At 57.8% G+C, this 20,344-nt stretch carries 21 protein-coding genes; 8 read left to right on the top strand and 13 right to left on the bottom strand.

The window, feature by feature from the left end; genetic code table 11:
• Positions 1-13 precede the first annotated feature (13 nt).
• From modA to IEV54_RS05820, 5 genes are all read left to right on the top strand, one after another.
• Positions 14-793: a molybdate ABC transporter substrate-binding protein gene (modA, locus tag IEV54_RS05840; RefSeq protein WP_150276392.1), complete on the top strand. Its 780-nt coding sequence runs from the start codon at positions 14-16 to the stop codon at positions 791-793.
• A 26-nt stretch (positions 794-819) separates the two neighbouring features.
• Positions 820-1,506, top strand: a complete 687-nt coding sequence (gene modB / locus IEV54_RS05835) for a molybdate ABC transporter permease subunit (protein WP_150276391.1) — start codon at positions 820-822, stop codon at positions 1,504-1,506.
• A complete protein-coding gene (modC, locus tag IEV54_RS05830) occupies positions 1,503-2,576 on the top strand; it encodes a molybdenum ABC transporter ATP-binding protein (RefSeq protein WP_150276390.1) in 1,074 nt (357 codons plus the stop codon). The genes modB and modC overlap by 4 nt, the downstream gene beginning before the upstream one ends.
• Before the next feature lie 79 nt (positions 2,577-2,655).
• Positions 2,656-4,269, top strand: coding sequence for a methyl-accepting chemotaxis protein (locus tag IEV54_RS05825; protein WP_150276389.1), 1,614 nt, complete (start codon positions 2,656-2,658; stop codon positions 4,267-4,269).
• A gap of 146 nt (positions 4,270-4,415) precedes the next feature.
• Positions 4,416-4,694 carry a PAAR domain-containing protein gene (locus IEV54_RS05820; RefSeq protein ID WP_150276388.1) on the top strand — a complete coding sequence of 93 codons (279 nt, stop codon included), beginning with the start codon at positions 4,416-4,418 and terminating at the stop codon, positions 4,692-4,694.
• A 20-nt stretch (positions 4,695-4,714) separates the two neighbouring features.
• Here IEV54_RS05820 and IEV54_RS05815 read toward each other — a convergent pair whose 3' ends face one another.
• Positions 4,715-5,038 (bottom strand): hypothetical protein, encoded by a 324-nt coding sequence (locus tag IEV54_RS05815; RefSeq protein WP_150276387.1) that lies wholly within the window; start codon positions 5,036-5,038, stop codon positions 4,715-4,717.
• A gap of 60 nt (positions 5,039-5,098) precedes the next feature.
• Entirely contained in the window at positions 5,099-5,989 is an 891-nt protein-coding gene (locus IEV54_RS05810; RefSeq protein ID WP_150276386.1) for an ankyrin repeat domain-containing protein, read from the bottom strand.
• A gap of 184 nt (positions 5,990-6,173) precedes the next feature.
• Between IEV54_RS05810 and IEV54_RS05805 the strand changes: the two genes are divergently transcribed.
• Entirely contained in the window at positions 6,174-6,386 is a 213-nt protein-coding gene (locus IEV54_RS05805) for a penicillin-binding protein (protein ID WP_150276385.1), read from the top strand.
• A gap of 18 nt (positions 6,387-6,404) precedes the next feature.
• Here the strand turns inward: IEV54_RS05805 and IEV54_RS17330 are convergent, their stop codons facing one another.
• Entirely contained in the window at positions 6,405-6,818 is a 414-nt protein-coding gene (locus tag IEV54_RS17330; protein WP_150276384.1) for a TSUP family transporter, read from the bottom strand.
• On the bottom strand, positions 6,709-7,050 hold the full coding sequence (locus IEV54_RS17515) for a GFA family protein (RefSeq protein ID WP_223825373.1): 342 nt from the start codon (positions 7,048-7,050) through the stop codon (positions 6,709-6,711). The genes IEV54_RS17330 and IEV54_RS17515 overlap by 110 nt, the downstream gene beginning before the upstream one ends.
• 378 nt (positions 7,051-7,428) lie before the next feature.
• Here IEV54_RS17515 and IEV54_RS05790 point away from each other — a divergent pair, with 378 nt between their 5' ends.
• On the top strand, positions 7,429-8,322 hold the full coding sequence (locus IEV54_RS05790) for a transglutaminase-like domain-containing protein (RefSeq protein ID WP_150276382.1): 894 nt from the start codon (positions 7,429-7,431) through the stop codon (positions 8,320-8,322).
• Between the two features lie 234 nt (positions 8,323-8,556).
• Here the strand turns inward: IEV54_RS05790 and IEV54_RS05785 are convergent, their stop codons facing one another.
• The 7 genes from IEV54_RS05785 to IEV54_RS05755 all read right to left on the bottom strand — a co-directional run bounded on the left by IEV54_RS05785 (position 8,557) and on the right by IEV54_RS05755 (position 16,103).
• Positions 8,557-9,123, bottom strand: coding sequence for a competence protein CoiA family protein (locus IEV54_RS05785; protein WP_223825375.1), 567 nt, complete (start codon positions 9,121-9,123; stop codon positions 8,557-8,559).
• 782 nt (positions 9,124-9,905) lie between these two features.
• Entirely contained in the window at positions 9,906-10,787 is an 882-nt protein-coding gene (locus IEV54_RS05780; protein WP_150276380.1) for a hypothetical protein, read from the bottom strand.
• A gap of 336 nt (positions 10,788-11,123) precedes the next feature.
• Entirely contained in the window at positions 11,124-11,864 is a 741-nt protein-coding gene (locus IEV54_RS05775; protein WP_188434336.1) for a sulfite exporter TauE/SafE family protein, read from the bottom strand.
• A 130-nt stretch (positions 11,865-11,994) separates the two neighbouring features.
• A complete protein-coding gene (locus IEV54_RS05770; RefSeq protein ID WP_150276379.1) occupies positions 11,995-12,780 on the bottom strand; it encodes an SDR family NAD(P)-dependent oxidoreductase in 786 nt (261 codons plus the stop codon).
• A gap of 182 nt (positions 12,781-12,962) precedes the next feature.
• Entirely contained in the window at positions 12,963-13,892 is a 930-nt protein-coding gene (locus IEV54_RS05765) for an SDR family oxidoreductase (protein ID WP_150276378.1), read from the bottom strand.
• Entirely contained in the window at positions 13,885-14,760 is an 876-nt protein-coding gene (locus IEV54_RS05760) for a bile acid:sodium symporter family protein (RefSeq protein ID WP_150276717.1), read from the bottom strand. The genes IEV54_RS05765 and IEV54_RS05760 overlap by 8 nt, the downstream gene beginning before the upstream one ends.
• Before the next feature lie 14 nt (positions 14,761-14,774).
• A complete protein-coding gene (locus tag IEV54_RS05755) occupies positions 14,775-16,103 on the bottom strand; it encodes a flavin-containing monooxygenase (protein ID WP_150276377.1) in 1,329 nt (442 codons plus the stop codon).
• Between the two features lie 47 nt (positions 16,104-16,150).
• On the opposite strand from IEV54_RS05755, the gene IEV54_RS05750 reads away from it, so the two are divergent.
• Entirely contained in the window at positions 16,151-17,188 is a 1,038-nt protein-coding gene (locus IEV54_RS05750) for an AraC family transcriptional regulator (RefSeq protein WP_223825352.1), read from the top strand.
• Between the two features lie 5 nt (positions 17,189-17,193).
• Here IEV54_RS05750 and IEV54_RS05745 read toward each other — a convergent pair whose 3' ends face one another.
• Together IEV54_RS05745 and IEV54_RS05740 are read right to left on the bottom strand one after the other, a co-directional pair.
• Entirely contained in the window at positions 17,194-19,269 is a 2,076-nt protein-coding gene (locus IEV54_RS05745) for an LTA synthase family protein (protein ID WP_150276376.1), read from the bottom strand.
• Between the two features lie 129 nt (positions 19,270-19,398).
• Positions 19,399-20,307: an SdiA-regulated domain-containing protein gene (locus IEV54_RS05740; RefSeq protein ID WP_188434335.1), complete on the bottom strand. Its 909-nt coding sequence runs from the start codon at positions 20,305-20,307 to the stop codon at positions 19,399-19,401.
• Between the last annotated feature and the right edge of the window lie 37 nt (positions 20,308-20,344).

Below are 20,344 nucleotides of genomic sequence, written 5' to 3'. Positions count from 1 at the left end.
GGCTGGAGAGACAATGCCGTTGTTCGATCGTTTTTACGCCCCACCCCTCCGGCTACTCGGCGCCCTACTGTTTTTGCTGTTGATTCCGTCAGTACAGGCCAGTGAAGTTGTGCGCATCGCTGCCGCCTCCGATCTGCGTTACGCGCTGGACGACATTATCGAGCTGTACCACCAGGCCCATGCCGATGCCCGTATCGAGGTGATCTATGGCTCATCAGGCAAGATGACCACGCAGATCATCAACGGCGCACCCTACGATATGTTTTTTTCTGCCGACATTGCCTTTGCGCATAAGCTTGAGGAAAAGGGGATGGCGGCGACGGAACCGGCTGTTTATGCAATCGGCCGTATCGTGCTCTGGAGCAATACGCTGGATGCCGCCGGTCTGACCCTGGCAGACCTTACCTCTGATGCCATCAAGCGGATTGCCATCGCACAGCCGGCCCACGCTCCCTACGGTTTGCGCGCCCGGGAAGCGATGCAATCAGCAGGTATTTGGGAGGCGGTGCAGGGCAAGCTGGTATTTGCCGAGAATATTGCCCATGCCGCGCAGATGACCCAGTCCGGCGCCGCCGAAGTCGGCATCATTGCATTGTCGCTGGCCAGGTTTCCAGAGCTGGAAAAGTACGGCTATTACCTTATCGACGACACCCTGCACCAGCCGCTGACCCAGGGCTATGTAGTCACCCGGCGTGGTGCTAAAAAGCCGGAAGTGTGGGCGTTTGCCGACTTCATGGCCACTGATCAGGCCCATGCCAGCATGCTCCATTACGGTTTTGTGATACCCGAGTGAGTTAGCAATTAAAGCGAGGAAGACGCATGTTCTCATTGGGGCCAGCGGAGTGGCAGGCCATCGAGGTTACAGCCAGGCTGTGCCTGTATACCACGATCATTCTGCTGATATTGGCTACGCCACTGGCCTGGTGGTTGGCACAGAAGCGTTCAACCGGCCGGGTGGTGGTGCAGGCCATTGTTGCGCTGCCGCTGGTGCTGCCGCCCACCGTTCTGGGGTTTTATCTGCTTATCGTGCTGGGCCCGCGTGGTGTAGTCGGGCAGACGCTGGAAAACCTGGGTTTACACCACCTGGCTTTTACCTTTGAGGGTATTCTGATCGCCTCGGTAATCTATTCCATGCCCTTCGCGGTGCAGCCCTTGACCGAAGCCTTCAGTCATCTGGGCCGCCGACCGGTTGAAGTGGCCAGCAGCCTGGGCGCGGGCATGGTGGATCGCTTTCTCACGGTTATCCTGCCCATGACCCGTGGCGGCTTCGTGGTGGCAGCGACCCTGACCTTCGCCCACACCCTCGGTGAGTTCGGCGTGATACTCATGCTCGGAGGCAGCATTCCCGGCGAAACCAAGGTGCTGTCGGTGCTGATCTATGACCACGCCGAAGCCATGAACTACCCCGCCGCCCACGGTCTGTCGCTGATGCTGCTGGTATTCGCTTTCGTCACCCTGTTTGTGGTCTACAGCATCAACCGGCGCTTTGCGGTGGCCAAGGTATGACTCTGCAGATTCAGGCCCGCCTGCGCCACGCCAGTGGTTTTGAGCTCAAGGTGGATTGCGAGTTGCCCTTGCAGGGCGTTACGGCATTGTTCGGCCGCTCCGGATGTGGCAAGACGACCCTGCTGAGGATCATTGCCGGACTTGAGCGTGTGCCCGATGCGCAGGTGTGCTTTGGCGATCAGGCCTGGCAGCAGAGCCGGCAGTTCGTGCCGCTGCACCAGCGCCGCATTGGCCTGGTATTCCAGGAACCCAGCCTGCTGCCGCATCTGTCGGTACGCGATAACCTGCTCTATGGCTACAAACGAACGCCAGCCGCCCTGCGCCGCCTGCATCTGCCTGAAGTAACGGCCATGCTGGATATAGAGGAGCTTCTTGATCGTCGTATCAATCAGCTATCCGGGGGGCAGCGCCAGCGTATCTCTTTGGGCCGCGCCCTGCTGATCAGCCCGCAACTGTTACTGCTCGATGAGCCGATGGCGGCGCTCGATACCCGCACCAAAAGCGAGATCATGCCCTTTCTTTCGCGCATGGCCGCACAGGCGGAGGTACCGATCATCATGGTCAGTCACGCCCCGGAAGAAGTAGAACGCCTGGCGGATCGAATCATATTCATGCACGACGGGCAGATTGAACGTATCGAGACCCTGCAGGAGGCGCTCAGTCGCCCCGATTCGCCCTTGTTTGCCGATGCCGGGGCGGCGTCCATCCTGGTCGGTAGCCTGGGGGATGCCGAGGAAGATGGCATGCGACCTTTCGGCCCAGTCGGCGCCAGACTCTGGGTGCCGGGGTCGGGCCTGAACACCGATGCGCATGACGTAAGGCTGCGCGTACTGGCAAAAGATGTCAGCTTGTCCCTGGTCGAGCCCCGGCAGATCAGTATTCAGAATCACCTGCAGGTGAGCATCGAGTGTATTTATCCGCCGCACAACTTTCGGACCCTGGTCGCCTGTCGCACCACCGAAGGTCAACTGCTGTTGGCGGAAGTGACCCCAAGGGCGGTCAGGCAGCTGGATCTGGCAGCAGGCCAGAAGGTCTACGCACTTATCAAGTCGGTAGGGTTGCTGACCTGAAGCGAGAATAAGTCTGTTGTAATGGCAGTGTCACATCATGGGAATAGCCTCCGGATGCCGACCCTGCTGTGAGGTAGTCATGCTGTCCACCGTCCGTACCCGCATCCTGTTCTTCTCCTTTCTGTCCATAAGCGCCCTTGCAGCGCTGGCGATCATGTCCCTGCTGATCATCAAAGAGACGGAAACCGCTTCCAAACGGTTGATCACCGCTGGCTTGCAGGAGTCCTGGATGCTCGAGGACCTGGAGCAGGATCACCGACAGTTGCAGGACCTGACCTACAAGATTAAGGCGCAACTGCTGCTCTGGGATGAGATTGTGCCCACTTTCGAAGCATTGGTGGTGTCCCTGCCGCAGCGCTGGCAGGTAATCGAAGAGAGCGCGCAATTGAGTGACTGGGCCATGGCTCACCGCGAAGAGTTTCAGAGCGTGCTGGACCTGCTTGGCAAGCTTGAACCCGGTATCGGCGAAAAAAGTTATTACCGGGTTGGCCAGGTCGTGGACTTTGACCTGTTTCCAGCGCTGGACCCGATGCTCGCGGCGATCGAGGAGCGAAAGCGCAACAGCCGTAGCATGATTCAGCAGGATTCCTCGCAGTTGCTCGCCTACCTGGACAATCAACAGACGTTTCTGATTATTGGTTCTGCGGTATTTCTGGTGGCAATCATCCTCATGACCCTCTGGCTCAGGCGCACGGTTATCGTGCGCCTGCAGAATATCGAAAGCGATATCAAACAGATGGATGCAACATCCGACCTGAGCCTGACACCGGCCGTAACCGGCCAGGATGAGGTCGCCGGTGTGGCGCGCGCGCTGAATGGTCTGGTCGGTCGCTTTGACCAGTTCGTCGGTGACATCCGCCAATCAGCCGCAGGCCTTAATCAGCGTTCTGCCAGCCTGGACGAGGAAGCGGAAGCCCTGCAGGCCGCCTCGGAAATGACCCGCGAACAGATCGAAAAAGTCAGCCTTTCCATGGGCGCGATTGCCGGTCAGGCCTCGGAGATAGAGTCCGCAACCGAAGGATCAGCGGCGACCATCCGCGAAGCGGTGCAGGCTAACGAGCAGGTACAACAGGGCCTGCAAAGCAGCGAGGCGGCGGCGAACAATGCGAACGATGTGATTGGACGTGTGTCCGGCTCGATCCACGCACTGAGTGAATCGACCAACAAGATCGAGCAGGTGATTGGCGTTATTGCTGCCATCGCCAACCAGACCAACCTGCTGGCGCTGAATGCAGCGATTGAAGCCGCGCGCGCTGGCGAGCATGGCCGCGGCTTTGCAGTGGTAGCCGATGAGGTGCGGACTCTATCCCAGCGCACCGCTGATTCCACCCGGGAAATTCGCGAATGGGTCCTCGATCTGGTGGAAGGTGTCAGCAGCGTAGACTCGCTACTGGACGAAATGCGCGCAGCCGGTGCCAGCAACCGCAGCAATCTGGACCAACTGAAAACCCATCTGACGCGCCTGGGGGACCAGTTCGTTGAAATGGAATCCAGCAGCCAGCAGGTATCGCATTCAGTCTCCCTTCAGCGTGATGCCCTGGATCTTATCGAGCAGCGCTCCGCCATGCTGCGCGAAAGCTCCCAGGTGCTGATGGGCAGCGTGAAAAACTCCCGGGAAGTCAGCGAATCCCTGCGCCAGGAGTCGTTGTCGATGCGGCAGCTGACAGAGCGTTTTCGGTCGGCAGGGGTGTAGCTACTGGAACCGGTGAGCCGAATAGCTGCCGCCACACCTCAGCGTTTCTAGAAACGTGACGCAGGTATCAGCCCCGATATCGCCAATTCGCTATGATCCTCGCCTGATACCGGACGGACTGAAACGTACAGGGAGCGTTGGCACACATGCATAGCATAGGGATAGGCTCGAAAACCTCAACCGGCGGCGCCGTTATCGAAGGCAACGGCGGAGTGATGTTTGATGGGCTGGTCGCCACATCGGTCGGCCACAAAGCCACCTGCCCGGCCTGCAAGAAAGGCATTGGCCCCATTGTCGCAGTCGGCCCCCGCACCGCCTTTCTACCAGCAGGTCCAGCCGCCAGAGCGGGTGATTATGTGGCTTGTGGTTGTCCGCCGGGGGCCAACACCCTCCTGCCACAGGGCACCATCAAGGTCGGTGGCTAAGGGGCTGCATTCGGCTCAACTCAGCCGAAATAATCTTCCATCCACCCAACCAGAGTCTCGCTGCTCATATCCGCCAGCGGGATCTGCTTGAAGTCACCGCCGACTTCCTCTGCCCGCGTCACGAACTGGTAAAGCACCACGCCCGGCTGTTGGTCATGCAGGATCAGGGTAATGCGGCGTTGGGTGCGCAGGCAGTCGAGGGTGAGCACGTCGGCGGGGATACCGGCATTGCGCATGCCCTGGCGCACTTCCACCACCGGGTTGATGTGCTCATGCGCCGCTTGAATCTGCGCATGGGCTTCGCTGACCAGATCGGAGAGGGTTTTCAGCGGATCGGTAGGCATGGGTTGCTCGACTTTAGTTGGTGGGAAGGGGTGCCAGGCACGTGCCCGACGCGAAAGTGTTCAGAGTTGGGTACCGCCAACGCTGAGCAGGTAATCAATCACAGGCTGATTCTTACCGTAGTGGGCCCACTTCAGTGGCGTTTCCTTACCCCGACAGGTCTGATTGACCGCCGCACCCTGGTCGACAAGATAACGTACATCCTCGACCAAACCGTCCTGCGCCAGGTAATGCAAGGCAGTGCAGCCATCGCTGTCGGGGTGATCCACCGGAACACCCCACTCCACCAGATATCGGACCACTGCGGCTTGCTCGGTCAGCGCCCCGAAGCGAAGTGCCTGGTAGACCTGCTCGTCAGGGGCCTTACCGCTATCAACAAACGCCTTGAGTGTTTGCAGATTGCCCAAGCGCGCCGCCATCCTCACAGCTTCATTGTTGGGCTCGCCGGTAAAGTCAGTGTCGTGCTGCAGTAGCATCTCCGCCTGCTGGTAATCATCAGCATAGGCTGCCTGAAACAGGGTCTCAGGGCCTGGCCGGGCGCCATGTCTGAGTAGTGCCGCAGTTAGCTCACCAGAGCCACGCCGGACAGCTATATCAAGACTCTCCTGCAATTCACTTGCGTCGAACTGAACGCGGCTGTCGAGGCGTTCCAGAACACGGGCGAGCCCAAAGTTGTCAGACTTGGCAGCATGGAGCAAGGTCTCCTTCAGATCCGCATCACTGATATCGTCGAAAAAACCGATCTCATCAAACAGAAAGGCACCATCGTAGCTGCGGGTTCTCGTCGACGCTTTCAAGCCGTCCATATCGATGCTGATCCCGCGCTGAGCCAGCTCCGCCAGGGCCGAATCACGATTATCGGATGGCGCCTCACAGCCGTTGGTCAGCAGCGCAAGCAATGCCATAAGCAGCACGTATGGCAGGCGAGCTATTGTTCGGTTAGGTGGGTACATCGGTGGTCATCCTTTTCCTGTGCCGCCCGGGGCGGTCGGGTAAATGCCTGGGCATCTTACGGGGCGGTTCTGGTTATCAGCAAGGCTGTGTCACCGCCAACAGGAAACCCGCGTTAAAGCGGGTCGACCCATCAAGGATCAGCGCGATACCATCGATCTGCACCCATTGCCCAGGAGAAATACCATGTCTGATACCGACACCCTGCAAGCCCTGAAAACAGCGTTCACATTCATGCCCAAGCCAGTAGAAGTAACCCGGTTCGAATATGGCGACGATGCCAGCAGGATTCTTGAGCAGATCAATTTCGTACGCGAGGTATTGATAACCCATGGGATAGACCCCGATGAGGTCGCCGGAGACATCAATCCGATGAGCACCCCCAACTCCTGCTATTGAGAGCATCCAGCGAGGGGGTCAATCACCGCAAGGCCACGACTCTACCAAGCGATCCAGCCGCTGGACTAGGTCGGCATGCCACACGACGTTGCCATAGGCGGCAAAGACGATCAGTGATGACAGGTTGGTCGCGAAATTCAGGGGCCTGGCCACAGCGGTGGCAGCCACCAGCTTCGCTCTTCGGCATAGAACACTGGCCAGGGTGAAGAACGAACCGGTGCCGGGCCCGAACATACCGTCGGCGAATCCAATACCCGGAATCACCGCATACTTGAATTTTTTGCCGCTGATCTTTTTGCCCAGATGGATGGCACGGCTGGGTTTATACAGAAGGCGACCCAGGGAATTGCGGAATTTCTCGGTTGAGGCAAACCCAAGGCTGTGAGCGTGAAGTCCAAATATCCAGCTCGGGCTTGAACCAGGAGGCGTCATCCAGAGTTGAGAAACGGATGGACATGAACTCTGACACCGCTTCCCCCCGGGTGAATAGTGGAGTCCCGCACTCAGCGCAAAAGCTACGAGTCGTTTCTCCACCGGTATTGCCGCGTACGGTATGCGTCTTGGGCACACCTGTAATGTCGGTAGCCGAAACGGCGACAACGATGCCTGATGCGAAAGGAGCCCCGCTTGAGCGCTGACAGTCCTGGCAGTGACAGTTCAGCATTGCGATAGGCTGCTCCTTGCACGTATAGCGAATCACTCCGCATGCGCAACCGCCAGTTATTGGTACCGTCATACCTGAGTCCTTGTGGTGAGGCCTAGCGCCTTGTTTGCCGTTAAGTCAGTAGGGCAGCAAATTGTTAACGTTATACAAGATGGTAAGTAGACCGGATCAAGCGAAAATATATGACGGTTGATCTGCCTCCACTTAGTTTCCTACGGTTTCTCTGTCAAGATGGGCAGGCTGGCGTTCGGGACGCAATCACCTCACGCAGTCCAACGCTATCATTCTCGCCTACAAGCAGGGTCAGCGGCTCGTCCTGCCATCGTGGCCGAGCCTCGGCCCTGCCGGTTTTTCATGTTCATCAAAGGATACACTGCCATGGTGCGGCTGAAATTTTCCATCGAACTCACCTATGGCGTGCTGGATGCGACCTGTGACTTCCTGTTCAACATTCATCCGGCTCTCACGTCCAGCCAACAGGTGCTCAGCGAATCCCTGAGCATCAACCAGCCAGTGCAACAGCAACTGTTCATGCAGAACGACGACGGCACGCGGTGGTTGAAGTTACGCGCCAACAGCGGCGAGCTAGTGGTGCGCTACGAGGGACTGGTAGAGATCTACCACACGGTGGCGGACCCCTGGAGCCTGGAAGAGATGGCGGTTGCTGACTTGCCGATGGATCTCTTCAACTACATCTATCCCAGTCGCTATTGTGAATCAGACCGCTTTCAGGCTCTGGCCAACCATGAATTTGGTCAAATGCCGCCCGGTTACAACCGCGTGCTGGCCATCCGTGACTGGGTATACCAGAGAACCCGATATACCTCGGGCAGCTCGGGTAGCAGTACCTCTGCCGTGGATACACTGACCGACCATGTGGGTGTATGCCGCGACTTCGCCCATCTGATGATTGCCACCTGCCGCGCCCTGAACATGCCGGCACGCTTTGTTTCCGGCATCGAGTTCGGCGCAAACCCTGCTTTCCGGCCGGCGGATTTTCATGCCTACGTCGAGGTGTTTCTCAGTGGTCGCTGGTATCTGTTTGACCCCAGCGGCGTGTCTCCCGTCATGGGGCTTCTGCGCCTCGGCACCGGCAGGGACGCGGCCGATGTGTCCTTCGCCACGGTATTCGGTGCAACAAACCCCGCGCTACCGGTGATTACTATAGAAGCGATCGAAGATTCGCAGCAGGGGCTCGATCTGCCTGTGCATCAGGACAATGCGTTATCAACTGCAGGCTCGCCGCAGTCAGAATTTCAGCGAATCTGGTGATTAGACTTGGGGCAAATTCAGGGTCAGATGAAAGGTTCTGATTAATTTTCATTTGAACTAACCCCAATTACACGCAGTAAGGGCCGGATTCCTCTATAGACCATATGCTCTCTCGCTTGCTTCTAGCTTTAGGCAAAAGGCGAGACCTGACCCTGAGTGTGTGCTCGGCTGCGACATCAACCGGTTTGCATCGGGCGAGTAAAAATGGGGTCAGACGAATTTTTCGTTCAATTTTTATTTGACCCCGATTGACGATTCGTTGTAAGAACCGCCGTTTTTCTCGATGAGAGCTCGCTTCTGAATGAGTTGTACACAATGCCTGCTTGGATTCTGATATTCGCAGATTCTATAAACTTCATGACCCCCAAAATCTATGAGGACGGGCGCTGTAGCTTGAAGCCAAACCTCTCTTGGTCGTTTCCATTTGAAGAAGTGATGCCCTTGGTAATGCTCTTGAATTTGGCTCCCGATCTCCTCTGCTTTGTGCATGAGGACCATTGCGGGGTTCGCTTCATTTTCAGAACGCCGCCAGAACACCGTGCCTAGCCCCTCGAAAAATACAACATCGTCAAGAAGCTGTGAGTCCGGATGAGGCAGAGGCTCTGGGCGCAGTTCGAACTGTGTCCTGAAAGGGCGACCATCGACAATCCATATCATGTGCTTATAGAAGGCCTCTCGTGCTTTCAGCTCCTCTACTGGCATAGCGGAATGCTGAATTTCTATGACCATCCCTCTGTCTGTCTTTAGGTCTGCGATATGCTTTTCCCCGGTTGCTTCATCGAAGAGAACGACTTCATGCATGCGATCAGGAAAATGTGCTTTCCAAGCCCTGTGCCATTCTGTTTCGTTTTCCCACCAGGGGTCACAGTGTCGTCTACCTTTGTGTGACCAATGCCATATTAGTTGCGAGCCACACTTTGCTACGGCAGCTTGGCCGCAACGTGGGCATGATCCCTTTAATCCTGGAGCCGGGCGTGTTCTAGTTCCCTCCACAAGTGCGATTTCCATATCTGCCCTCTTTCATTAACAGGTCTTGGGGTCGGATGAAGGCTTCAGATTAATGTTCATCTGGTCCCAAATAACTCAACTGCCAAAAAACAGTACCGCTACTAAACCTGTTAGCGCCCCAACAAGTCCGGTAGTCGCCCCTATCCAAGACAGTGCGGCTTCCCGCCTTGCCGTTCGCTCACCCCGGATAGCCTTGCGTAGTTCATGTATTCCGCGCGTGGTCAAAAATCTATATCCAGTTACCCCACAGCGCTCCCATTGATCTTCTTCGGGAGTAGGGATCATCATTCGAGAGGCGCAAGCCATAAGATTTCTTGTCACAAGATACATTCTTTCTGAGTCTAGCTGTGTCAGATCAAAGTAGTGGTCCTGATATATCCCCTGTATATCATTCTCACTTATAGTGTTCTTCCGCGCTCTCTCGATCTGCTCCCTTTGCTTTAGCAAGAGAGCACTTTTTTCGCGCTCCAGAGCAGCGAGCCTTTGATTGAACTGTAGCCACTTCAACATTTTGTCCCGCCTGGAAATGAGAAGTCGAGGTCATATGAAGTTTTTCGCTTAATGTTCATATGGTTTCATTTGTCCCTGATTCTACTAACGTTTTCGCCAAGCTCGTAAACCGCTGCCTTCAACACTTGAAGGCATAATTTCGCTGTGTGCTCCGTCGGGCGAAATCCTGTACTCATTTGCTGAAAAGGATGAATGTAGTTTCTGAAATCTCGGAGAGTGTGACTAAACTTTTGGGTGTCATGTTGGACAAGCCTGAGTTCGTAGGCGGCGTCGATAAAAGCGCTGAGGGTCCAGTCCTGGAATTGCTTAGCTTTTCCGGCGCGGTCTTTTGGTGATGCGGCAGCTAAATTGAACGATCTGGGGTGTTGGTTCGCCACGCCGAGCAATGTTCCCTCTAGTGTGCTCCCGGCCATTAGGATCACAGCCAGGTAGGCTTTGCCAAAGAAGCACTTCTCAATTTCTCTAATTCTTTGCTCAAGGACGTCACTAACCGCGCCTTCTAGCCCGAGCCTTGCAATGGACACGTTAGTAAATTCTTTTTTCAGAAACTCACTTTCGGTATCACCGTCGTCGTTCGGCTGGGGTTCGTCAATCTCGACCTTCTCGAGCCTTCGAAAATTAATCTCTGCGCCCTCCCGAATAATCTTCCATTTATCGAAAGTAAGAAATTGATTGAATGAGATGATGTGGGCATCCAGATCGGGAAATCGTCCGATGAAATTGGCCGGATTCAAGACCGCCCGAATGCATTTATCCAGCTCTGGCGTTCCGTTGATTGCCTCCAAGCGCTGATCGGTATAAACCCATCGGGAAGGGAAGCCTTGGCCATAGGAATCGTGGAAGCCGAGACGATTGAAGAACTGCACAAGCTTCGGGCCCGAACGGTATTCGGTCTCCTCGTTAATGAGTTCCCGCAGTTTTTCCAAAGATGTTGGGCTAAGATTCATACGGCTACTGTGCGTCTATGACGTATAACAGTAATTCGCCCGTACGCGCTGTGAAGACGTGACCTAGCTTTTTGCTGTTGCAGCGAGGCTTCATGAACATATTCATATGCTTGCTTTTCTCCCATCCAAGCGAACGCACGTTAAACCGCACCCTACTCCAGCCAACAACAGCGGGTGGATCAGGATGTCTAAAAGAGTAGTTCAGGCATCCATGCCACCGAGGAGGGGGACTGCAATTTGGCAGTTACTGGCATAGTGATACTTTTTGCCTGGGGTGCCAACCTTCTTTTTCCAGCCAGGCCAAACGGTTCAGCGCATATCTCCGCTACCAGGCCTTCACCCAACAGCCTTAAAAATCAACAGCGCCCCCGTCACCGCCAATAACCCATACACCACCTGCCGGAACCGCTGCTCATTCAACCGATGATGCAGGTACTCCCCCAGCAACACCCCAATCACCAGCAGCGGCAAATACACCACCAATCTGGGCAAACTCGGAATCAAACTGCCGTCGAACAGAAACAGCGTGGTCAGGCAGCTGTTCAGGGTGAACCACACGACCAGCAACGTGGCGCGCATGCGGCTTTTGTCGAGCTGGATGCCGCCTATGGCGTAAACCAGCAGTGGGCCGCCGGAGGCGAAAAGGCCGTGGGTGATGCCGGCGCCGAAGGTGAGTGCGCGGCTGAGCATCGGTGGGTGCGGGGTGATGACGATGCCGCGGGCCATGCGCCAGAGTTCGCGGGTGGCGAACCAGAGGACCAGGATGCCGAAAAGGAGTTTGAGCAGGTCGGCGCCTAGCCAGGGGCGCAGTACGTAGCCGGCCAGAGTCCCGAGCAGCATCAGTGGCAGGATCAGTTTGAATAGGACCGGCCAGTAGATGTGGCGGCGGTTGCGCCAGACCAGGTAGCCGGTCATCAGGACGTTGAGGGGTACGACCACGGGGAGCATGGCGGGGATGGGGAGAAACAGGGCGCCGAGGGACAGGGCGATGACCAGGCTGCCGAAGCCGGTGATGGCTTCTACGGTGTAGGCCAGGAGGATGAAGATGCCGAGCCAGATCCAGGGGTCAATCAGCATTGGTGGGCCTTAGCACGTAGGTGGTGGCGGCTGGGAGCGTCGAGTTCCATCTCGATGAGGGGTGGGTTCTGAAGCGCTGTTGGCCGAGGTGGAACTCGACCTTCCCAGGGGAGTGTTGTTCTGGCATGCGTTAGCGTAACTCGCCGGCGAAGCGTTTGCGTACTTGGCGTAGGTATAGCGATGGAGCAATGCGCCAGAGGAGGCTGCCGAATCTTGAGACGGGTTCGGGGAGTATCCAGCGTTTGCCATCCTTAAGGCCTTTGTCGATGAGTTCGACCATCCATTCGGCGCTGCGCATGCCGCCGACCATCGATCTTGGATGCTTGGCGGTGGTGCCGTCGCGGCCCAGGGCGTGGTTCTCTATTGGGGTGTCGAGAAAGCTGGGGTAGGCCATAAGTATGTGGATGCCGTCGGCTTCCAGTTCCAGGCGCAGCACTTCGAAGAACTGGGTCAACGCGCCTTTGGCGGCGCAGTAGGCGGCGCGGCCGGGGACGGGCATCCAACCGGCCATGGAGCCGATGCAGACTATGTTGCCGGCGGACCCGCGCAGCAGGGGTAGCGCTGCCATGGTCAACTCCACCGGGCCTTGCCAGTCCACGGCCATGACCTTGCGGAATACCGCCGGGTTGGTCTGGTGCGCGGGCGAGCGGTGAGTGATGCCGGCATTGTTGACCAGCAGATCCAGGCGGCCAAAGCGGTGCTGCACTTCATCGATCAGGTAGCTGATGTCAGAAGCCTGAGTAATATCCATGGTGACGGTCAGCACCCGCTCGGCCTCGCCCAGCTCTTCGGCGCGGGCGGCCAGGCCTGCCGCATCGATGTCGGCCAGTACCAGGCTGTGGCCGGCAGCGAACCAGTGGCGCGCCATGGCCCAGCCAAGGCCGGAGGCGGCGCCGGTGATCAGTGTGACGTGCATGAGGGCTCCCGTTGGTCGCCAGCGGCAAGCTTCAAGCTTCAAGCTGTAAGCGGCAAGTTGATTTGGGTGAGTCATATATCGGTGTCTGGCTGTTGTTGTTTTGGCTGCCGGGTGCATGCTGATTTGCTTGAAGCTTGAAGCTTGAAGCTTGAAGCTTGAAGCTTGAAGCTTGAAGCTGCGCGTCAGCGCCTCAACCCGTTGGCTTCGACAAAATACTCGAACGTCTCCGCCGAGGTCTTGGCCAGCGGATAGCCGAATTCTTCCTTCAGCCGCCGATTGCTTAGTACCGGGCGATAGCGCAGAAAATTAACCTGCTCGGGGCCGGTGGGTTTGCCGCGCCATTTTGCTACCTGCAATCCTGCTTTGACCAGCCATACAGGTAAGGTCAGCAGCGGTTTGTTCAGCCGTCTGGCGATTTCACTCATGGTCAGCGCGCCGTCGCCGGCCATATTGAAGATGCCGGTCTTGTCTTCGCGGATGCCCATTTCCATTGCGCCAATCACGTCCTGATCCCAGATAAATACAAAGGGTGAATCGCTGCCCTTGAGCGCAAGAATGCGTGGGGCCATGAACAGGTTGGTGATCTGGTTGCGGGTTTCGGTGCCCAGCACGGTGCCGGGGCGGAAGATCAGTTGCTGCAGCTGCGGATGCTGCTGACGGTAGTCGGCCAGCATCTCCTCGATCAGCCGTTTGTGGTCTGAGTAGGCGAACTCGGTATTACCGCGCAGTGCGTCCTGCTCGTCGATCCAGGCGGGATTGTCGGCATGGTAACCGTAGGCCGCGCCTGAGCTGGTGACGGTGAAATGCTGAACGCCGGCCTTGATGCAGCACTCAAGCACGTTGCGCGTGCCGTTGACGTCTATGTCATAGTCCCGCGCCCGATCCGGCGACGCCTGAAGTATCGAGGCCAGATGCACGACGTGGGTGATCTGCTCGCGTTGCAGCAGGTCGGCCAGGGCCGGATCGCGTACATCGGCGATCTCCAGGGGGAAGCGTAGGTCGTCGCGCCCGCGCAGATCGGTGCCGATGACTGGAAAGTGGTCAGCCAGCCGGTTGCCCAACTGGTGGCCGATATAGCCGGCGGCGCCGGTGATCAATATGCGTTTAGTCATGTGCGGTGCGCGCCCAGATCTGTGAAAGAGTGATGCCCGACACCAGGTGCCAGACGCCCCAGAACGCGGTGATCAGCATCATGCCGCCCGCTTCGGGAAAGAAGGTGAAGAGAATGACCAGGCCCAGCCCGGAGTTCTGGATGCCGACTTCCATGGTCACGGCTCGGCGGTCTGCCACCGGCAGCTTGAGCAGCACGCCCATGCCATACCCCAGGGATAGCGCCATCAGGTTGTGGGCGACCACCAGCCAGAAAAAGCTGTGGAAACGCTCGAGGAACAGGTCAAAGTTGTTCGAGAAGGCGATAGCCACAAAGCCCAGAAACACCAGCAGCGAGATGATCCGCAGGGGTTTTTCACTGCGGGTAACCAGCCCCGGTAGCTTGCGGCCGGTGACCATGCCCAGCACCAGTGGCAGCGCGAGCACCAGCAGCACCAGCAGCAGAATGCCGCCCGGTTCCAGGGTGATCTGGGTCAGGTATTCGCGGGTGTGCGGGTTGAGCCAGCCATAGAAGGCAAAATTCAGCGGTGTCAGCACCGTGGCGGCCAGGCTGGAGACGGCCGTCATGCTGACGGAGACCGCCACATTGCCGCGGGCCAGCCAGGTCATGATGTTGGAGAAACTGCCGCCCGGGCAGGAGGCGACCAGGATCATCCCCAGCGCCAGTTCGGGATCAATCTCCAGTGCCCAGGTGAACAGACAGGTCGCCAGGGGCAGCAGCAGGAACTGGGCGAACAGGCCGGCCAGGGGTGCGATCGGCGCCATTGCAATACGCTTGAAGTCCTCCAGGCGCAGGCTAAGTGATACGCCGAACATCATGCAGGCCATGATGACGTTGAGCAGGATCAGGCTGGCCGGGTCGAATTCCATCGGCAAGGCGCCGCTCACGCTGCAGGTACCGGCGTGGGTTCCTCGACTTCGAGCCCGCTTTGCAGCTCGGTAATATGCTCGGCCAGCGTTCGCAGGTATTCGTCCTTGTTGACGTAGTAGGCCATACGCGCCAGCTTGATGTAGTCATAGCCGCCATCCAGCGTCACGCCGGCACGCTCGCGCTTGATGGTGTCGAAAGCCTTGGCCGCCTCCGCTTTCTGCTGCTGCCGGCGGATATACAACGCCACCAGCCGAGCCTGCTGATTGCGCCCTTCCCAACCCAGCCCCGCTGCTTCGATCATGCCCATCATGAACAGGTTGTTGTGCGCGGGATGGAACACGTTCATGTATAGCTGCGGTGCATCCTGATTGGCCGGCCAGTTCAGGTGTTGACGATCAATGAAGGGATAGTCCAGCAGGTAGCCGGTGGACATCAGGATCAGATCGTATTCCTTGCGCTGACCATCGGTGAAGGTGACCTGCTTGCCCTCGATTTTCTTGATATCGCGGCGCGCCTGAATGTCGCCATGCCCGAGGTGATGCAGAATCAGCGAGTTGACCACCGGATGGGATTCATACAGCCGGTAGTCCGGATCGGGTAGGCCGTAATCGGAGGGCTTGCCGATGATCATGCGGATCATCGCGCCGTCGATGCGTTGCTTGAGCGGGCGTGGCAGCTTGACCTTGCCGCCCAGGGTATCGATAGGCCGGCCCTTGACGAATTTGGGCAGGAAGTAATAGCCGCGACGCAGACTGATATCCACCGACTTTGCATGGTGCACCGCATCCACGGCGATATCCGCGCCGGAGTTGCCGCAACCGACAATCAGCACCCGCTTGCCCTTGAACACATCGGGCGTGCGGTACTCGCAGGAGTGCATTAGCTCGCCGTCGAACTCGCCGGGTAGTGTCGGCATGTTCGGCTTGTGCAAAGTGCCGTTGGCAATCAGCACGCCATCAAATGTGCGCGTCTGCTGCTGGCCATCGCGTTCGGTGGTGATCTTCCATTGTTCACCCGCGGGCTCGACGCTGAGTACCCGGGTGCTGAATTCGTAATGACGACGCAGATCGAACTGGCTGGCGAAATCCTGGAAGTAGGTTTTCAGCGAGCTGTGATGCGGGTAGGCCGCGACGTCATCCGCCATGGGGAATTCCTTGAATTCCGTCATGCGCTTGGACGAGATTAGGTGCGCAGTCTCGTACATGGTGCTGTGCGGATTGTCGATATCCCACAACCCGCCCACATCACTGTGCAGGTCGAAGCCGGTAAAGGGGATGTCGAGCTTCTGAAGATTGCGGGCTGCGGCGAGACCCATCGGGCCCGCTCCTATCACGGCGTACATGGCTGCTACCTCGGGTGTCTTTGTTGTTATGCTTGCCAGTCTAGTGGATGCGCTTGCAAGCGTATCGCACCAAACAGGACAAAGGACCGGCAATTCAGGCCATGGGCGAGACTTCCGAACACAGCGTTACGCCGCTTTACAGTCAGGCCATAGTGCAGGCCGCGCAGCGCCTCGGCCTGGCTCTGCCCGCTGAGTTGTTGGCTGAACTGCGGCCTGGGCAACGTGTGCCCCTGGCCACGCAGGATGCGCTTTGGGAAGCTTTTTGCTCTGCCAGCGATGATCCCCTGGCCGGCTTGCGCCTGGGTCTGGAAATGCAGATCGGGCATCTGGACAGTGCCGGTATGCTGCTGGTCACTTCCGATACTCTAGGCGAGGCCCTTGAGGGGCTGATCGAGTACGCGCCGGTGATCGGCGACGGCGGTGAGTTCAGCGTGCGACATGCCGACGATCTGGTATTTATCGATTATCTGCCAGACTATTCCGTGCGCCGCGCCGAGCGGGTCGAGGCGGTGCTGGCCAGTCAGCTCAATCTGACCCGCTGGTCCACCGGCGGGCGCTTTCAGGCGGCCGGGCTCTGGTTGACCCATGCGCCGCTCATTCAGCCGGAAGACTACGCCCGGCTGATCAGTTGCCCGCTGCATTTCAATGCTGGGCACAACGCCTTGGGGTTTGTTGCCGATCAGTTGCACCTGCCGCTGATTCAGGCCAACAGTGCCCTGCGCGAGCATCTGCGGCAACTGGCTGACCAGACGCTGGCCAATCTGGGCCAGCACAGTCTGAATGCGGCGGTGCAGCGGCTGGTGCGTCAGCATCCCCGCTGGGGCAAGGAGCGGGTCGCCGCCGAACTGGAGCTGAGTGGCCGTCATCTCAATCGCCGTCTGGCTGAGGAAGGCCTGTCTTTCAAGAGTCTGCGCGAGAGCGTGTTGCAGCAGATGGCCTGCCGGGCGCTAGATGGAGATCAGCGGGTGGTCGCCATCGCCGAAGAGCTGGGATTTTCCGACGAGGGCGCCTTTGTACGCGCCTTCCGCCGCTGGCAGGGCACGACCCCGGCGCGTTACAGAGCCGGGCGCTCAGCCAGTGAATGACGATGCTATTGAGTGTTCACCTTGATGCGGGACTGATCAGCAGTCGCCCCAGCTGCGTTGGTTAACAAGCTGTTGGTTGCGACCTGGATAAAGGCCTGCAACTGGGTTAAGAGCTCCTGATCTACCGTTTCCAGCCGCTGCGCCAGCGGCGCAGCGCCCAGTTGGTAGCGATGCTGGCTGGGCGCTTGCCCCTTGGGCAGTATCAGAATCTGATCACCCTCAATGATCGCTACCGTCTGATTACCCCCCGAAGGCTTGATCACCGCCCGCCCCTTTTCGTCAGCAGGCAGGCTCAGCAGATCACGCCCCCAGCACTGGTGCCGGGTTTTCCCGCCGAGCAGCCCCATGATGGTCGGAACTACATCCACCTGGCTGCCGGTCATATCGGTGCTTGTGCCGAAGGCGTCCTGGATGCCCGGTGCGATCATCAGCATCGGCACATTGAAGCGGTGCAGGTCCATCTCTGTGAGTTGATCCGGAGCGCCAAACCCGTGATCCCCCACGATGACGAACAAAGTCTCATTAAAATACGGCTTGTTGCGTACCTGTGCAAAAAATTGACCCAGCGCCCAGTCCGAGTAACGCATCGCGGTAAGATGTTCGTCCTGTGATCCCTGGCCGGTGACCGCTTCTGTGGGCAGGGAGGCGGGCAGTGGGTAAGGTACGTGGTTGGATAGCGATTGCAGCAATGCATAAAAGGGACCTTCGCTGGCGAGCGCGTCCAGTTCCGGCACGGCACGGTTAAACATGTCCTGATCGCTTACGCCCCAGGTGGGATCTGAGTACACCGGGTCGATAAAGTCGTCGCGCCCGACAAAGCGGGTCATGCCCTGATTGCTGAAAAAGCCCTGCTGGTTGTCCCAGGCGAAGTCGCCGTTGTACACGTAGACATCATCCATATTGCGGCTGCTGAGTAGCTGGGGCAGCCCGGAAAAATCATTGCCGCCCTCTGCGCTTTGCATCAGGTATTCGAACCCCGGCAGATTGGGAAAGCAGGCCATGGTCGCGAACATGCCCTGGTGAGTGTGTGTGCCATTGGCAAAGAATCGGGTAAAGAGCAGACCCTCTTCGGCTAGCTGGTCAAAATAGGGTGTGATGCCCAGGGGGCTGCCCATGGCACCGATATAGTGGCCGGCAAAGCTTTCCATCAGAATGACGACCACGTTTCTGATCGCCAGTTGACCTTCGGCGGCTGGAGTGAAATCCCGACGCACTGCAGCGGTGTTGGGATCAACCAGCCGATCACGCTCGGTCAGCAGCATCTTGCGGGTGACATTCTGGGCCTTGTCCATGGACATGACGGGTTGCCACACATTGTCGCGAGCTGCGGAAAAATGGCTTTTCGCTGCATCGAACAGCGTAATCACAGGGTTCAGTCCCAGATGGTTGGCGAACACTGTTTCTGTGGTGTAGGCATCACCCCAGCGTAGCGGTGGCCCCTGACGCAGCGTGCCACGCATGGCCACTACGGTCACCAATAAGCAGAGTACAAATACGCCCGCGCGCATGCCCCAGGTATTCAACCATTCCCTTTTGTGGAGCGTTGGACATTCACGTGTCGATCGGTCAATGACAGAAAAAAACCACCACCAGAGAAGGGTCAGCCCTGCCCAGGCCAGTAGCAGTTTGGCTACCGGGAATCCGTGCCAGAGCATACTGATGACAGTTGCGGGGTCCTCGCGTAGATACTGGAAGACCAGATTGTTCAGCCGTTGGTGAAACTCGCGGTAGAAGTCCAGTTCCAGGATACCCAGCAGTGCAATCAGTGACGCTGCGAACGTCAGCCAGATACGCTGCCATGTGCGCTGAGCCATCAGCCAGGGACTGAGGATGCTCAACAGCAGGGGTATCGCCACGTAGCCGGCAACGCGCAGATCAAAGCGCAAACCGTTCACAAACGCCTCTTGCCAGTCCGCCAAAGGCGTATCGCCGATCAGCTCGTGGTTGTAGGCAAGCAGGCTGATCCGGGACAGCAGCATCAGGAGCAGAATGAAAAAAATGCTGCCCGTCAGAAATGCCAGATGTTCCATCAGCCTGGGCTGGCTTGCGCTGCGGGCTGCAGAGATTGGATTGATGCTCATGAATGGGATACGTCTCGGAAAGATTAGGCGGAAAGCTTTGTTGGTTGGTGAACCGCTAGATGAGAATACGGGCGAGCCCTTTGCCGCCCTTGAGGGGGCTGGCGCTATTGCACTTATGGATGTGTGAATTCATGGGGTACCTGAAGTGGCTGATTGCGATTCGGTAGGCTTTGCAAAGGAATAAAACAGGTTGGGTTCACTCACCATGAACATATTTCCCTGGGCATCCAGGGTGATCCCCTCCGGGTGCGGTGCTGACTGATCAAGGTCGCTGGTCCAGCTGGAAAAACTGCGATAGCTGACAAGCTCTCCGGCGCTATCAAGCTCAATTGCTAACCTGGATTCCTCGCTGAGTAGCAGCAGATGTCCGGTTTGCTGGTCGAAATGCACCGAGGACAGATCGGTACCGAAAAAACCGTCAATCCAGGTACTCAGGTCAGTGATGTCAATTGCCAGCCCAGTGCCCAGGCTGGCAACCAGGCCGGTGATCACCAGGAGCTGCATCGGATCCCGCTCCTTCACAATGAATAGCCGATCGCTCGCCGGGTCAAAGGCGATACCCTCGTAGCCCTTGTTGCCGTTCAGGTTGATGCCAATGCTGAAGTGTTGCGCCTGGTCGGCGTTGATGGGGCCAGGGTTGTCAGGCAGCCGGACGATGTTCAGCCGGTGGGCTCGCTCCTCCACCAGAACCAGTAGCCCGGCACCGAGGTAGGTAATGGCCTCGATGTCGCCAAAACCCTGAAGGGGATAAGTCGCCAGGGTATTACCTGATTTATCCAGCGATATCAGGGATGCCGGGCCATTGGATACGGCCAGCAGGCTGTCCGCGTCCCAGTCATGCACGATCGACGACAGGTTCCGGCCTATACCTGCTACGGTTTTACCCTGCGTCACTACCTGATAGTAAGAGAGCCACACTCCCGGCGCCCTGGTTTCTGCCGCACTGATGGCAGCCTTGAAATGGAAATACAGCCTGCGGTCCCATTGTTTGTAATCGGCCAACACGATCAGCGCTAACAGCAGCAATAAACCTAGCACCGTACTTGCCCGCGGGCCGGGAAATCGCAGTCGCACA

It is taken from the genome of Halopseudomonas salina (assembly GCF_014637955.1).
GTDB lineage: Bacteria > Pseudomonadota > Gammaproteobacteria > Pseudomonadales > Pseudomonadaceae > Halopseudomonas > Halopseudomonas salina.
The sequence above is the reverse complement of the archived record's forward strand: the minus strand, read 5'-3'. Positions and strand labels throughout refer to the sequence as shown.

Excerpts from the sequence above, each read along its gene's own strand:
- modA (WP_150276392.1), top strand. The coding sequence starts at position 14 with ATGCCGTTGTTCGATCGTTTTTACGCCCCACCCCTCCGGCTACTCGGC.
- modB (WP_150276391.1), top strand. The coding sequence starts at position 820 with ATGTTCTCATTGGGGCCAGCGGAGTGGCAGGCCATCGAGGTTACAGCC.
- modC (WP_150276390.1), top strand. The coding sequence starts at position 1,503 with ATGACTCTGCAGATTCAGGCCCGCCTGCGCCACGCCAGTGGTTTTGAG.
- IEV54_RS05825 (WP_150276389.1), top strand. The coding sequence starts at position 2,656 with ATGCTGTCCACCGTCCGTACCCGCATCCTGTTCTTCTCCTTTCTGTCC.
- IEV54_RS05820 (WP_150276388.1), top strand. The coding sequence starts at position 4,416 with ATGCATAGCATAGGGATAGGCTCGAAAACCTCAACCGGCGGCGCCGTT.
- IEV54_RS05815 (WP_150276387.1), bottom strand. The coding sequence starts at position 5,038 with ATGCCTACCGATCCGCTGAAAACCCTCTCCGATCTGGTCAGCGAAGCC.
- IEV54_RS05810 (WP_150276386.1), bottom strand. The coding sequence starts at position 5,989 with ATGTACCCACCTAACCGAACAATAGCTCGCCTGCCATACGTGCTGCTT.
- IEV54_RS05805 (WP_150276385.1), top strand. The coding sequence starts at position 6,174 with ATGTCTGATACCGACACCCTGCAAGCCCTGAAAACAGCGTTCACATTC.
- IEV54_RS17330 (WP_150276384.1), bottom strand. The coding sequence starts at position 6,818 with ATGACGCCTCCTGGTTCAAGCCCGAGCTGGATATTTGGACTTCACGCT.
- IEV54_RS17515 (WP_223825373.1), bottom strand. The coding sequence starts at position 7,050 with ATGCTGAACTGTCACTGCCAGGACTGTCAGCGCTCAAGCGGGGCTCCT.
- IEV54_RS05790 (WP_150276382.1), top strand. The coding sequence starts at position 7,429 with ATGGTGCGGCTGAAATTTTCCATCGAACTCACCTATGGCGTGCTGGAT.
- IEV54_RS05785 (WP_223825375.1), bottom strand. The coding sequence starts at position 9,123 with ATGCATGAAGTCGTTCTCTTCGATGAAGCAACCGGGGAAAAGCATATC.
- IEV54_RS05780 (WP_150276380.1), bottom strand. The coding sequence starts at position 10,787 with ATGAATCTTAGCCCAACATCTTTGGAAAAACTGCGGGAACTCATTAAC.
- IEV54_RS05775 (WP_188434336.1), bottom strand. The coding sequence starts at position 11,864 with ATGCTGATTGACCCCTGGATCTGGCTCGGCATCTTCATCCTCCTGGCC.
- IEV54_RS05770 (WP_150276379.1), bottom strand. The coding sequence starts at position 12,780 with ATGCACGTCACACTGATCACCGGCGCCGCCTCCGGCCTTGGCTGGGCC.
- IEV54_RS05765 (WP_150276378.1), bottom strand. The coding sequence starts at position 13,892 with ATGACTAAACGCATATTGATCACCGGCGCCGCCGGCTATATCGGCCAC.
- IEV54_RS05760 (WP_150276717.1), bottom strand. The coding sequence starts at position 14,760 with ATGGAATTCGACCCGGCCAGCCTGATCCTGCTCAACGTCATCATGGCC.
- IEV54_RS05755 (WP_150276377.1), bottom strand. The coding sequence starts at position 16,103 with ATGTACGCCGTGATAGGAGCGGGCCCGATGGGTCTCGCCGCAGCCCGC.
- IEV54_RS05750 (WP_223825352.1), top strand. The coding sequence starts at position 16,151 with ATGCGCTTGCAAGCGTATCGCACCAAACAGGACAAAGGACCGGCAATT.
- IEV54_RS05745 (WP_150276376.1), bottom strand. The coding sequence starts at position 19,269 with ATGAGCATCAATCCAATCTCTGCAGCCCGCAGCGCAAGCCAGCCCAGG.